This window comes from Marinobacter sp. Arc7-DN-1 (assembly GCF_003441595.1).
GTDB classification, from domain to species: Bacteria; Pseudomonadota; Gammaproteobacteria; order Pseudomonadales; family Oleiphilaceae; genus Marinobacter; species Marinobacter metalliresistant.
Genome location: NZ_CP031848.1, coordinates 1,634,050 through 1,647,379 on the forward strand (window position 1 = coordinate 1,634,050; position 13,330 = coordinate 1,647,379).

Genomic DNA, 13,330 nt, shown 5'->3' on the forward strand with positions numbered 1-13,330 from the left:
CTTAGCCTTCTGCTGCACGGCCCTTTTGCGGGAACAGTCCGCGGGGGCGTTTCTGGATAAACAGGATGATGAACACCAGCACAATGATCTTGGCGAGTACGGCACCGGCCCAGGGTTCAAGCAACTGGTTGATGGTGCCCAGGGAGAGCCCGGCAATGAGCGTGCCCCAGAGGTTACCGACGCCGCCGAACACCACGACCATGAAGGAATCGATGATGTAGTTCTGGCCCAGGTTCGGGCCCACGTTGGTGAGCTGGGACAGCGCCACCCCGGCCAGGCCGGCAACGCCGGAGCCCAGGGCAAAGGTCATGATGTCTACCCGGGTGGCCCGGATGCCCATGGAGCGGGCCATGGCGCGGTTCTGGGTAACGGCGCGCACTTCCAGGCCCAGGCGGGTCTTGCGCATGATCAGCATCAGTGCCGCGAAGACAATCAGCGCAAACGCCAGTACGTACAGGCGGTTGAGGGTCAGCGAGAGTGCATCGTTGATCACCAGGGAACCGCTCATCCAGTCCGGAGTGACCACGGTGCGGTTCTGGGGGGAGATCACGGTGCGCACCAGCTGCTGCAGGATCAGGCTGATGCCGAAGGTGGCCAGCAGGGTTTCCAGGGGGCGCCCCTTCAGGTACTGGATGACGCTGCGCTCGATGATGATGCCGGCGGTGGCAGCCACCACGAAGCCGGCGGGAATCGAGAGGATCAGTGCCAGGCCGGGCTGGCCGGGAAAGAGTTGCTGCATGCCCCAGGTGGTGTAGGCACCCAGCATGATCAGTTCACCGTGGGCCATGTTGATCACGCCCATCACGCCGAAGGTGATGGCCAGGCCGATGGCGGCCAGAACCAGAACCGAGCCGAGGGACAGGCCGAAATACAGGGTCTCGGCGGCGCGGTTCAGTTTGAGTTTCTGTTCGATGCTGTCCAGTGCTTTGGTGGCCCTGGCAGCCAGCGCCTCGTTATCACTGCGGACGGCTTCGTTCAGGGCTGCGCGAGCGCGCGGGTGCAGGCTGCCGGCAAGCACTTCCACGGCCTCCAGATTGCCCTCGCCCACCCGGTAGATGGCCACGGCTTCTTCAATTCGGTTGCGTACGCTGGCGTTCTCTTCCAGCTCCAGCCGCGCTTCCAGGGGCTCGACCAGTGAGGCATCCACTTTGCCCATCATCTCCTGTGCGGAGGCTTCACGCACGTCCGGGTCCGGGGCATTCAGGTCCAGCATGGCGAGTATGCCTTCAAGCTGGCCCCGAATTCGGTTGTTGATAGCGACTCTGTCCAGCTCACGGCGGGACATTTCGCCCATGTTCTCTCCGGTCAGCGGGTTGGCGATTTCCCAGTCCCGGCCCCGGTTGTTCAATACCAGTACCACCTCGCCTGTGTCTTTTACCCGGCTCAGGCGGTTGTTTCCGTAGGCTTCGAGCCAGCCCCTGGCTCTTTCGTCACCGCTGCTGACGATGGCGTTAACCGCCTCTTCCACCTTGCTGGCTGGCACCTCGGCAAGGTTGATTAGCAGGTCTCTGCCGGGGTCGTTATCCTGTGCCGCTGCGGGCAGCGACAACGGGGTGATAACGGCAACCAGGGCAAAAAGCAGCAATGTGAGCGATCGGAAGATGCCCATGAGTGTGTCCTGTCTGTTGAAAGCGAGTTGCGGGCCAACAACCGGGGGGCAGCTTAGTCACCCCCGATTGCCCCTGGTGCCATACCGGTTCTGCCTTACTCGGCTTCAGCCGCCATTTCGCCGGCAGACGCGCCACAAGTGCCGGTTGCGGTGTTGAAGGTTCCGCAGAACATCGGCTTGCGCCAGTCGGCGATCAGGTCCCGTGAACCCGGCAGGTAGTCAGACCAGGCATCGCCGGCCACGGTAGACGGGGTTTCCCAGACCACGGAGAACTGGCCGTTGTCCTGGATCTCGCCAATCAGCACCGGCTTGGTGATGTGGTGGTTGGGCATCATGGCGGCGTAACCGCCGGTGAGGTTGGGCACGGTCACGCCGATGATGGCGTCTTTCACCGCGTCCACGTCGGTGGTGCCGGCTTTCTTGACCGCTTCGATGTACATATTGAAGCCGATGTAGTGGGCTTCCATCGGGTCGTTGGTAACGGCATTTTCCTTGCCGGTGTATTCCACCCAGGCGTCGATAAAGTCGTAGTTGGCGTCGCTGTCCACGCTCATGAAATAGTTCCAGGCGGCCAGGTGGCCCACCAGCGGCGCGGTGTCGATACCGGAAAGCTCCTGCTCACCCACGGAGAAGGCGACTACCGGGATGTCGGAGGCAGAGATGCCCTGGTTGCCCAGCTCACGGTAGAAGGGCACGTTGGCGTCGCCGTTGATGGTGGAAACCACGGCGGTCTTCTTGCCGGCGGAACCGAAGCGTTTGATGTCAGACACAATGTTCTGCCAGTCGGAGTGACCGAAGGGCGTGTAGTTGATCATGATGTCTTCCTTGGCCACCCCCATATCCATCAGGTAGGTTTCAAGGATCTTGTTGGTGGTACGCGGGTAGACGTAATCGGTGCCCGCCAGTACCCAGCGCTCCACGCCGATTTCGTTCATCAGGTAGTTCACCGCAGGAATCGCCTGCTGGTTGGGCGCAGCGCCGGTGTAGAAGACGTTTTCGGAGGATTCCTCTCCCTCATACTGAACCGGGTAGAACAGAAGGCCGTTCAGCTCTTCCACCACCGGCAGTACGGATTTACGGGACACCGAGGTCCAGTTACCGAAGATCACATCGACTTTTTCCTGGGCCAGCAGTTCGCGGGCTTTTTCAGCGAACAGCGGCCAGTTGGAGGCAGGGTCCACCACAACGGCTTCGAGCTGGCGACCAAGCACACCGCCCTTGGCGTTCTGTTGCTCGATCAGCATTTCAACGGTGTCTTTCAGAACGGTTTCACTGATCGCCATGGTGCCGGAGAGCGAGTGCAGAATGCCCACCTTGATGGGATCGTCCGCCGCCACGGAATTAAAGGAAATGGAAAGTGCGAGTGCGGAGAGGCCCAGTTTCACGTGTTTTTTGAGGCTCATGTTGTGCGTCCTTTTCTTTAGTTGGGTCTTGAGTTCGAGGGTGCAGTTCGCCTTGAAACGCACCACGGCCTTTGCATCTGCTGTTCCACATTCCCTGCGTATCCATCTAAAACAATCAGTTATCTAGTATACAAGTCGCAATAGCGCCGCCAGGTATTCTTCGGCCACCCTCCAAACCCTGTTTTCCAGTTCAGTTTTGGTGCGCCCGCACCGCCGTTGGGCGGGCATGGGTTGAGCTCTTTCCAGCCAATAAATACTAACCATCTGTTTTTATTGGATTATCAAGAAATTCCCGCAAATGGCACAGGCATTGCCATTCCACATGTATACAAGTTGATAACGCACATGAGGACGACCAATGCCTGCAACTCTCGGATGGACCATAAAGGACTGGCAGAACGCCTATAGCGAAGGCGCTACGCCGGCCTCACTGCTGGGTGAGCTGCTGACCGGGCTGGATACCACGGATGTCGCCTGGATTTCCCTGCTGGATGGCAACGGCCTGGCCACGGCCCTGACGGAACTGGAACAGACCCTGGAAGCCGCCGGTGGCGACAAGAACGCACTGCCGCTTTATGGCGTTCCGTTCGCCGCGAAAGACAATATCGATGCCAGGGGCTTTGAGACGACGGCCGCGTGCCCCGCCTTTGCCTACAACCCGGAAGACGACGCCAGCACCATTGCCCGCCTGAAGGCCGCCGGCGCGGTGGTGATCGGCAAGACCAACCTGGACCAGTTCGCGACCGGATTGGTGGGCACCCGCTCTCCCTATGGCGCAGTGCCAAACAGCTTCAAACCGGAAGTAGTGAGCGGCGGTTCCAGCTCCGGCTCCGCCTCGGTGGTGGCTCGCGGCCTGGTGCCGTTTGCGCTGGGCACCGACACCGCAGGCTCCGGCCGGGTCCCTGCGGGGCTGAACAATCTGGTAGGTCTGAAGCCGACCAAGGGCCTGTTCAGCATTCGCGGTGTAGTGCCGGCCTGTCGATCCCTGGATTGCGTATCCATTTTTACACTCACGGTGAACGATGCCGGGCTGGTGGCTGATGCCATGGCCGGTTTTGACGCCGGTGATGCTTTCTCCCGCAAGGCACCTTACGCCCTGCCCCTGGACGGACCCGCCCTTCGCCGGCCCGGGCCCATCAGGAAACTGGCCATTCCGGAGCATCCCGAATGGTTCGGTGACCAGCAGGCCGAAGCGGCCTGGAATACCGCCATCAGCCGGTGGCGCGGGCTGGATGTGGAGCTGGTTCCCATGGATTTCAGCCCCATGCTAGAACTGGCGGCGCTGCTCTATGAGGGCCCCTGGGTGGCCGAGCGCCACGCCGCCGTGGAAGCGTTCATGGCCAGCCACGCCGATGACATGAACCCGGTGGTCAAAGACATCATCAGTAACGCCGGCAAGTTCAGCGCCACGGATACTTTCAAGGCCCAATACCGGAAAGAAGAGCTGGAACGCCAGATTGATGAACTGCTGGCCGATGTGGACGCCCTGCTGGTGCCCACCGCCCCCACGGCGCCCACCATTGAGGCGGTGAACGCAGACCCGGTCACCCTGAACAGCCAGTTGGGCACCTACACCAATTTCGTGAACCTGGCGGACATGAGTGCCCTGGCCATTCCCGCCGGCTTCCGCGACGACGGCCTGCCCTTCGGCGTCACGCTTATTTCAGGCGCCTGGAAAGACACCGAACTGCAACGCCTGGCCTGCCAGTGGCTGAATGCCCACCCCACAACTCTGGGCGCCACCGATAAAGACCGCCCCGAAGAAACGCCCGGCGCCGCCATTTCCACCCCCACCGTGCAGGTGGCCGTAGTCGGCGCTCACCTCAGCGGCATGCCCCTGAACACCCAACTGACCGAGCGCTTCTCGGTACTTCTGGAGCAAACCACCACCTCCGCCAACTACCGGCTGTACGCCCTGCCCAACACCACCCCGCCCAAGCCCGGACTGAAGCGGGTGCCCGCTGGCGGGGGTGACGGAAAAGGCGAGGAAATCATCGTGGAAGTCTGGGAAATGCCCGCCTCGGCCTTCGGCTCCTTTGTGGATCTGATCCCGGCACCGCTGGGCATCGGCAATGTGGAACTGGCCGATGGCCGCTGGGTGAACGGCTTTATCTGTGAAGGCTACGGCTTCGACGGCGCCCCGGATGTCACCGAATTCGGCGGCTGGCGCGCGTTTGTGACGGCTGAAAATGGGGTCAGATGAAAACGGGGTCAGATGAACATTTCATCTGACCCCGTTTTCATCTGACCCCACGTTCACAAGGGGAGAAACCTCTATGTTTACCAAAGTACTGATCGCCAACCGAGGCGAAATCGCGGTCCGCACCATTTGCACCTTCAAGGTCATGGGTGTTGGCAGTGTTGCCGTCTATTCCCATCAGGACCGCCACAGCCTGCACGTGACCCTGGCCGATGAATCGGTTGCCCTGACCGGCAACGGCGCCAGTGAAACCTATCTGGACAAGGCCCAGATTCTGTCGGCCGCCAAGCACACCGGCGCTGAAGCAATTATTCCGGGTTATGGTTTTCTCTCCGAGAATGCCGACTTCGCGGAGGCCTGCGAGGCCGACGGCATTGCCTTTGTCGGCCCCACCCCGGACCAGATGCGTGAATTCGGCCTGAAGCACCGGGCCCGGGAACTGGCGGAAACCGCCGGCGGTGGCGGCATCGGCCTGACCCGCTGCAACAGCGAGAGCGAACTGCGGGATGCCTTTGAAACCGTGCGCCGCCAGGGCCAGAGCTTCTTCAACGACAGCGGCGTGTTCCTGGAGCGCTTCATCGCCCGGGCCCGCCATGTGGAAGTCCAGATATTCGGGGATGGCGAAGGCAATGTGGTTGCCCTGGGCGAACGGGATTGTTCCCTGCAGCGCCGCAACCAGAAAGTGGTGGAGGAAACCCCGGCCCCGAACCTGCCGGCGGCCACCCGCCAGAAGATGCTGGATGCCGCCGTCGCCCTCGGCCAGTCGGTGAATTACCGCTCCGCTGGCACCGTGGAATACATCTACGACGCCGACCGGGATGAGTGCCACCCTGGACAACAAGCCGGTGGAGTTCTGGAAACCCATCACCGTGAAAGCCGGCCAGGTCAACCTGCCCGCCTGCACCACCACCGCACCCACACACGACCCGGCCCCGGCGGCCCCGGCGGCCCCGGCGGACCCGGACCTGATCCCGGACTACCCGGACCACTGGGAAATCGGCGTGCTCTATGGCCCCCACGGCGCCCCGGATTTCTTCACCGAAGCGTCCATCGAGAAGTTCTTCGAGCAGGACTGGGAGGTGCACTACAACTCCAACCGTCTGGGCATCCGCCTGAACGGTCCCAAGCCGGAGTTCACCCGCGCCGACGGCGGCGAAGCGGGCCTGCACCCCTCCAACATCCACGACTGCGAATACGCCATCGGCTCCATCAACTTTACCGGCGACATGCCCGTGATCCTGACCAAGGACGGCCCCAGCCTGGGCGGCTTTGTGTGCCCGGTGACCATCGCCAAGGCGGAGCTGTGGAAAGTCGGCCAGGTAAAACCCGGCGATACTATCCGTTTTGTCTCAATAGAAAACGACACCGCCGTGAAACTCTCCGAACGCCAGGAACTGGCGCTCAAGAGTCTGATGGCGCCGCCGGCGGTGGATCTGGCCAAGCCAGACCTGGCACCGCTGAACGGCCTTTCCGCCACCATCCTTGCCCACCTGGAAGAAACCGACGGCCGCCCGGAAGTCACCTACCGCCAGGCCGGCGACCAGTACATCCTGCTGGAATACGGCCCCAACGTGATGGACCTGGGCTTCCGCCTGCGCATCCACGCCCTGATGGAAGCCATCGCCGACGTGCAGCCGGCCGGCCTGCTGGAACTCTCCCCCGGTGTGCGCTCCCTGCAGCTGAAGTACGACGCTCGTATCCTGCCGCAGCATGCGCTGATGGAATACCTGCTGGACCTGGAAGCCACCCTGCCGCCCACAGACGAACTGAAAGTCCGCAGCCGGGTTATCCACCTGCCCATGGCCTTCGAAGACAGCGCGACTCTCGAAGCGGTGGACAAATACCGCCAGTCCGTGCGCGATACCGCACCCTGGCTGCCCAACAACGTCGACTTCATGCAACGCATCAATGGCCTGCCGAGCCGCGAGGCCGTCCGCGACATTCTGTTTTCGGCCCGATACCTGGTGCTCGGCCTTGGCGACGTTTACCTGGGCACCCCCTGGCTGCTGAGGTTCTTTGACCAGGTGTGCTACTACCCGGTTACCGAAGCCGAGCTGGACGAAATGCGAGACCAGTTCCGCGCCGGCCAGCTGACGGTGAAAATCGAGGAAGAAACCTTCGACCTGAAATCCCACCAGGCCTTCCTCGACGCCAACGCCGGTTCCATCGCCGACTTCCGGAAGATGCAGCAGGCGGCCTACGCTAAAGAAATCGCCCGCTGGAAGGACAACGAAACCGACGAACTGGATAGACTGGCCAAAGCGCCGCCGAAAGCGGATCTCTCCGGCCTGGAGAAATTCGGCGAGCTGGTGAGTGCGGAGATTGCCGGTAATATCTGGAAGTGTCTGGTCAAACCCGGGGATACGGTGGCTGAAGGTGATCCGCTGATGATTGTCGAGGCGATGAAAATGGAGTTCGAGGTGAATGCGACCCTTGCCGGGGAGATCAGTGCCATGCACGTGCAGCCCGGCAAGGCCGTGACTCCCGGGGAGCCTTTGTTGAGCATCAAGATCTAGGCTTAATAGGGGCCTCGGAGTTTTGCCTCTCTGGCCTCTTGTTCTGGAGTACAGCCGGTGGTGGGGTGCGGGTTTCAAAAGTGTGAGCAGCAGGGATGCTGCGATCAAGCCCCCATGGATGGGTTCACGGCGTCTTTTGAAACCCGCACCCCACCATCCGGCCCAGCGACGAACACCAAAAACAGAAGCCTCCCGCAAATAAGGGAAAGAAAATGGCAACTAACACCAAAAGAAAAGAGTCCATGGCAGACAGGGTTTACCAAGCCCTGAAGGACGACATCTTTGAGTTCCGCCTGATCCCCGGTGACAAATTCAGCGAGGGCGATGTGGGAACGCGCCTGGATGCCAGCCGGACCCCGGTTCGGGAGGCGCTTTACCGGTTGCAGCAGGAAGGCTACGTGGAAGTGTTGTTTCGCAGTGGCTGGCAGGTGAAGCCGTTTGATTTCCGGCAGGTGGAGGAACTGTATGACCTGCGGATTACCCTGGAACGGGCGGCCATGCACAAGATCTGCGGCCTGGATGAGGAGCCGCCGGCGCTGCGGACATTAACCGCGATCTGGAACCCGGACCACCCCTCCGAACGGGCGGTAGGCAGTACCGTTCGGGCTTTGGATGAGAGTTTTCATTGTGATCTGGTGGCCGCTGCCGGCAACCGGGAGATGACGCGGATTCACCGGGAGATTACCGACCGGCTGCGGATTATCCGGCGGCTGGACTTTACCCGGGATGATCGGGTGGATGCCACTTATATCGAGCACGCCTCGATTCTGGAGGCCTTGCGGAATGGCATGGCCAGTGAGGCCGCGGACCGGCTAACCCGGCATATCCGCATCAGCCAGAAGGCGGTTCGGGAAATCACCATGGAGCGAATCCGGGAGGCGGCCGAGGCGCACCGGCAGAAACCCGTTGAACTTGGGGTCAGATGAAAATGGGGTCAGATGAAAGTTCATCTGACCCCATTTTCATCTGACCCCATATTTGCTTACAAAACTGTAAGACATGTCGCACAATCTTCGGAGCGATTCTCCGATAGGTACAAATTCCAGTCCCGGTAGAATGGTCAGTGTCAGGGAGGACAAGCCAGCAAGGAATGTTGGCTCAAGGATGACAACTCCACGGATGAGGGGTTGCCCGAGGGATCAGGGCTTGCAGGGATGACCACAAGGAAGACGCGCTCAGTCAGGATGATGCGCACGCCTGAAGGAACAGGCAGGGGTCAGCCACGGAATCGGGGGTCACAGGGAACGTGGTCCCGTCCGTGCACTTTTCTGCCTACCGGACATTTCTGCTTCTCTTCTTACATTTCGTTTCTGCTGCTTCGCTCCCTGGCACAACACCAATAACGCAAGTTAGCCTCAGGAGCTCATACCCATGAAACGCACACCGCTTTTCGCCACCCTCGTTCTGCTGTTCAGCCTTGTTACCGGCTTTGCTTACGCGGAAGAAGCCACCATCAACATCAACACCGCAGACGTGGCCGCACTCGCCAGCCTGAACGGCGTTGGCCAGGGCAAGGCCGAAGCCATCGTTGCCTACCGGGAAGCCAATGGCCCTTTCGCCGTAACCGCTGACCTCGCCAAGGTAAAAGGCATTGGCGAACGCACGGTTGAAAAGAACGCAGAGCGTTTGACCGTCAAATAATCCCCTCGGGCAGGGGTTTTCTGCCGCTGCCCGACCACTCTGCCCCGCCATTGCAATCCTGCCCCTAAAGTCGTCTGGCAAGACCGCACGCGCCACCCTATTATTACTGGATAACAATTCCAAACGGTTGAGCGTCGGAACATGAGTGATCCCATCAAGGTTTACCCGTCAAAACCTGCCAAAGTCTATTTCTACGGCACCTGCCTGGTGGACATGTTCTACCCGGATGCAGGCGTTGCCGGTGTGGAGCTGCTGGAGCGGGAAGGCATTCAGGTGCTGTTTCCGCAAAACCAGACCTGCTGCGGCCAGCCCGCCTATACGTCCGGCTACCACGACGAAGCCCGTGCCGTCGCCAAGGCACAGCTGGACCTGTTTCCCGAGGACTGGCCCATCGTGGTGCCCTCCGGTTCCTGCGGCGGCATGATGCACAAGCATTACCCGGCCCTGTTCAAGGACACCACCGATGAGGTCAAGGCCGCCGGTATTGCCGGGCGGGTCTGGGAGCTGACCGATTTTCTGCTGAACGTGTGCCACATCAAGCTGGAAGACCTGGGCGAGCCCACCACCGTGGCCATGCACACCTCCTGCTCGGCCCGCCGTGAAATGGGCGTGGCGGAAGTGGGGCCAAAACTGCTGGGCCAGCTGAAGAACGTGAATCTGGTGGAACAGGTGCGGCCGGAGGAGTGTTGCGGGTTCGGTGGCACCTTTGCAATCCGCCACCCGGAAATTTCCGGGGCCATGGTCAGCGAGAAGGTGGATGCGCTGGTAGAAACCGGCACCAAACAGTTCGTGACCACCGATTGCGGTTGCCTGGTGAACATTGCCGGCTACGCCGAGAAGAACCACAAGCCGGTTGAAGGCCAGCACATTCTCAGTTTCCTGTGGGCGCGTACCCAGGGCAAAGGGGAGCAATAGTCATGAGCGAAACAGCCGAACACACTGACCATCACATCGATGCAAAACAGTTCCACCCCCGCGCTCAGGCGGCCATCCACAACCCCAAGATCCGCAAGAACTTCCGCAGCGCCATGGACGGGCTGATGGCCAAACGCAAAGCGGCGTTCGAAGGCTGGGATCTGGAAACCCTTCGGGATCTCGGTGCCAATGTTCGCCTGCGGGCCCTGGCCAACCTGCCGGACCTGCTGGAACAGCTTGAGAAAAAGCTGACAGAAAACGGCATCAGGGTTCACTGGGCGGTGGACGGCGACGAGGCCTGCCGGATTGTGCGGGATATCTGCAAGGCCCGGGATGCCAGGACGGTGATCAAGGGTAAGTCCATGGTCTCCGAGGAAATGGAACTGAACCATTACCTGGAGGAACAGGGTATCGAAGCCCTGGAATCGGATCTGGGCGAATACATTGTGCAGCTGGCCGGAGAGACGCCCTCGCACATCATCATGCCAGCCATTCACAAGAACACCGGCGAGATCTCCGAGCTGATGCACGAAAAGACCGGCACGGATCTCTCCAACGATGTGGAATACCTCACCGCCAGCGCCCGCCAGCAGCTGCGGAAAAAGTTCATGAACGCGGATGTGGGGGTGTCTGGCGTCAACTTTGCGGTGGCGGAAACCGGCACCCTGTGCCTGGTGGAGAACGAAGGCAACGGCCGGATGACCACCACCGTCCCGCCCTGCCACATTGCGGTAACCGGCATTGAAAAAGTGGTACCGAGCATGGAAGACGTCTCGGCCCTGCTCGCCCTGCTGACACGCTCTGCCACGGGCCAGCACATCACCACCTACTTCAACATGATCTCCGGCCCGCGCAAGGCAGAAGAGCTGGACGGCCCCGAGGAAGTTCATCTGGTGCTGGTGGATAATGGCCGGTCGTCCATCTACCAGGATGACGAGCTGCTGGACACCCTGCGCTGCATCCGCTGCGGCGCCTGTATGAATCACTGCCCGGTGTATACCCGCATTGGCGGCCACGCCTACGGCACCACTTACCCGGGCCCTATCGGCAAGATTCTGATGCCACACCTGATTGGCCTGGACGAGGGCCGTCACCTGCCCAGCGCCTCCAGCCTGTGTGGTGCCTGTGGCGAAGTCTGCCCGGTCAAAATCCCCATTCCGGACCTGCTGGTGCGCCTGCGCCAGGAATCCGTGGATGGCGACAAGCTGCACCCGGCCAAGGTGCGTGGCCATGGCGCAAAACGCAGCGCCATAGAAGCAATGATCTGGAAAGGCTGGGCCTGGATGCACGCCAGCCCGGGCGTTTACCGGCTTGGCACCGCCGCCGCCAGCAAGCTGCGGGCGTTGCAGCCTGCCAGTGCCGGCGCCTGGACCAACTGCCGGACGGCGCCAAAGCTGGCCGCCAAAACCCTGCACCAGCGGATGAAGGAGCGTGACCAATGAGTTCCCGGGAAACGATCCTGCAACGCCTGCGCAACCGGACCGGCGGCGAGCTGACGGTACCGGAATGTGATTTTTCGGTACTCGAGAGGCCGGACTGGTCCACCACGGAGCGTGTCGAGCGGTTCGAGAAGATGATCGAATCGGTGCATGGCGAGGTTCACCATTGCACCGAAGACAGCTGGATGGATCGCCTTGCTGAAATCCTGGCCTCCCGGGGCGCCCGCAACCTGCTGGTTGCTAAAGCCCATGAGATTGGCCAGTCCTTGCGCAGCGCCGGCCGTAACGATCTGCCGGAACTGCTGATCTATGACGAGCCCATCGAAAGCTGGCAGGCGCATCTGTTCAATGAAGTGGATGCGAGCATTACTTCCACCCGCGGCGGCATTGCCGAGACCGGCTCGCTGATCCTGTGGCCAACGGTGGACGAGCCACGGCTGATGAGCCTGGTCGCGCCGGTACACATTGCCATCCTCAAAGCCCCGGAACTCTACACAACCTTCCACGAAGCGATGAAGGCCCAGAACTGGTCCTCTGGCATGCCGACCAATGCCCTGTTAATCTCTGGCCCCTCGAAAACCGCCGACATTGAGCAAACCCTTGCTTACGGTGTTCACGGTCCCAAAGAGCTGATTGTGTTGATTATTGAATGATCCGAGGCGCCCTGCTGATCGCCCTGGCCGCCCTGCTCTGGGCGACCACGGGCATTGTTGCGAAATTCCTGTTTACCGGCACTGACCTTCAGGCCATCACCCTGGGCTTTCTGAGGCTGGCGGTGGCGTTGCCGTTTTTCTGGCTGCTGATGCGGCGGGAGCAGACACGGCTTGAGAAAGCCAATCCCGGCGCGAGGGTGGCCGGCGGTTCGCTGCGAAGCCTGCCTCCCGGAACGTTGCTGCCGTTGGCGGCGCTGGGGCTGTTCCAGGCTTTCTACCAGGGCAGCTACCTGCTTGCTGTCGACCTCACCGGTGCCGGCATTGCCACTCTGATTGCACTCTGCCTTCCGCCGGTACTGATCGCCCTTCTGGCGGCACCACTGCTGGGCGAAAAACCCGGGCTACTGACGGTATTGTCCCTGATTGCCGCTATTGCGGGTACCGCCATGCTGGTGCTCAGTGATATGGACACCAGTGGCACACTTCGCATTGCCGGCATTCTGATGGCGCTGCTGGCTGCCGTGGTGTACACCGGCTTTACCCTGACCAGCCGTTACAGCTCGGCCGGCACCCCGGTATTTACCACTGCGTTTATCTGTTTCTTTACCGCAGCGTTGATCCTGTTGCCGGTGGTGGCAATCAGTGGCGGATTCGAGGGACTGGCAAGCCTGGAACTCCGGCACTGGCTGATGGTGGGCTACATCGGCGTGGTGCCGACATGCATTGGCTATGTAAGTTTCTTCAGCGGCATGAAAACCACACCGGCGACGCTTTCCAGTATCATTGTGACCCTGGAACCCCTGTTCGTGGCCCTGCTGGCCTGGGTGTTCCTGGAGGAGATACTGGGGCCTATCGGCGTTACCGGCGCGCTGATCCTGACCGCGGCGGTGATTGTCGCATCCCGGTATGGCAGCAAGCCCGCCGCCGGCCAGAAGGCCGGCGCGGACTGAGGCG

The 13,330-nt window shown here is 61.1% G+C and carries 9 protein-coding genes and 1 pseudogene; 8 read left to right on the top strand and 2 right to left on the bottom strand.

What is annotated here, in order from left to right; all coding sequences use genetic code 11:
* Position 1: 1 nt before the first annotated feature.
* Entirely contained in the window at positions 2 to 1,609 is a 1,608-nt protein-coding gene (gene urtB, locus D0851_RS07765) for an urea ABC transporter permease subunit UrtB (protein WP_117618119.1), read from the bottom strand.
* 95 nt (positions 1,610 to 1,704) lie between these two features.
* Positions 1,705 to 3,012 (bottom strand): urea ABC transporter substrate-binding protein, encoded by a 1,308-nt coding sequence (urtA, locus tag D0851_RS07770; protein ID WP_117618120.1) that lies wholly within the window; start codon positions 3,010 to 3,012, stop codon positions 1,705 to 1,707.
* 358 nt (positions 3,013 to 3,370) lie between these two features.
* Here urtA and atzF point away from each other — a divergent pair, with 358 nt between their 5' ends.
* The 8 genes and pseudogenes from atzF to D0851_RS07815 all read left to right on the top strand — a co-directional run bounded on the left by atzF (position 3,371) and on the right by D0851_RS07815 (position 13,326).
* On the top strand, positions 3,371 to 5,215 hold the full coding sequence (gene atzF, locus D0851_RS07775; RefSeq protein ID WP_117618121.1) for an allophanate hydrolase: 1,845 nt from the start codon (positions 3,371 to 3,373) through the stop codon (positions 5,213 to 5,215).
* Positions 5,216 to 5,288: 73 nt separating this feature from the next.
* A pseudogene (locus D0851_RS07780) lies at positions 5,289 to 7,728 on the top strand (biotin carboxylase N-terminal domain-containing protein).
* A 212-nt stretch (positions 7,729 to 7,940) separates the two neighbouring features.
* The gene (locus tag D0851_RS07790) at positions 7,941 to 8,654 is read left to right on the top strand and encodes a GntR family transcriptional regulator (RefSeq protein ID WP_117618123.1); all 714 of its coding nucleotides are present in this window, start codon (positions 7,941 to 7,943) and stop codon (positions 8,652 to 8,654) included.
* Between the two features lie 445 nt (positions 8,655 to 9,099).
* Positions 9,100 to 9,369: a ComEA family DNA-binding protein gene (locus D0851_RS07795; protein WP_117618124.1), complete on the top strand. Its 270-nt coding sequence runs from the start codon at positions 9,100 to 9,102 to the stop codon at positions 9,367 to 9,369.
* Positions 9,370 to 9,510: 141 nt separating this feature from the next.
* A complete protein-coding gene (locus D0851_RS07800; RefSeq protein ID WP_117618125.1) occupies positions 9,511 to 10,284 on the top strand; it encodes a (Fe-S)-binding protein in 774 nt (257 codons plus the stop codon).
* 2 nt (positions 10,285 to 10,286) lie between these two features.
* Positions 10,287 to 11,726 (top strand): LutB/LldF family L-lactate oxidation iron-sulfur protein, encoded by a 1,440-nt coding sequence (locus tag D0851_RS07805; protein ID WP_117618126.1) that lies wholly within the window; start codon positions 10,287 to 10,289, stop codon positions 11,724 to 11,726.
* Positions 11,723 to 12,376 (top strand): LutC/YkgG family protein, encoded by a 654-nt coding sequence (locus D0851_RS07810; protein WP_117618127.1) that lies wholly within the window; start codon positions 11,723 to 11,725, stop codon positions 12,374 to 12,376. Before D0851_RS07805 ends, D0851_RS07810 begins: the two co-directional genes overlap by 4 nt.
* Positions 12,373 to 13,326, top strand: coding sequence for a DMT family transporter (locus tag D0851_RS07815; protein WP_117618128.1), 954 nt, complete (start codon positions 12,373 to 12,375; stop codon positions 13,324 to 13,326). The genes D0851_RS07810 and D0851_RS07815 overlap by 4 nt, the downstream gene beginning before the upstream one ends.
* Positions 13,327 to 13,330 lie beyond the last annotated feature (4 nt).

What these genes read in the sequence shown, in the direction of transcription:
- D0851_RS07800 (WP_117618125.1), top strand. Translation starts at nt 9,511, where the DNA reads ATGAGTGATCCCATCAAGGTTTACCCGTCAAAACCTGCCAAAGTCTAT.
- urtB (WP_117618119.1), bottom strand. Translation starts at nt 1,609, where the DNA reads ATGGGCATCTTCCGATCGCTCACATTGCTGCTTTTTGCCCTGGTTGCC.
- D0851_RS07805 (WP_117618126.1), top strand. Translation starts at nt 10,287, where the DNA reads ATGAGCGAAACAGCCGAACACACTGACCATCACATCGATGCAAAACAG.
- urtA (WP_117618120.1), bottom strand. Translation starts at nt 3,012, where the DNA reads ATGAGCCTCAAAAAACACGTGAAACTGGGCCTCTCCGCACTCGCACTT.
- D0851_RS07795 (WP_117618124.1), top strand. Translation starts at nt 9,100, where the DNA reads ATGAAACGCACACCGCTTTTCGCCACCCTCGTTCTGCTGTTCAGCCTT.
- atzF (WP_117618121.1), top strand. Translation starts at nt 3,371, where the DNA reads ATGCCTGCAACTCTCGGATGGACCATAAAGGACTGGCAGAACGCCTAT.
- D0851_RS07790 (WP_117618123.1), top strand. Translation starts at nt 7,941, where the DNA reads ATGGCAACTAACACCAAAAGAAAAGAGTCCATGGCAGACAGGGTTTAC.
- D0851_RS07815 (WP_117618128.1), top strand. Translation starts at nt 12,373, where the DNA reads ATGATCCGAGGCGCCCTGCTGATCGCCCTGGCCGCCCTGCTCTGGGCG.
- D0851_RS07810 (WP_117618127.1), top strand. Translation starts at nt 11,723, where the DNA reads ATGAGTTCCCGGGAAACGATCCTGCAACGCCTGCGCAACCGGACCGGC.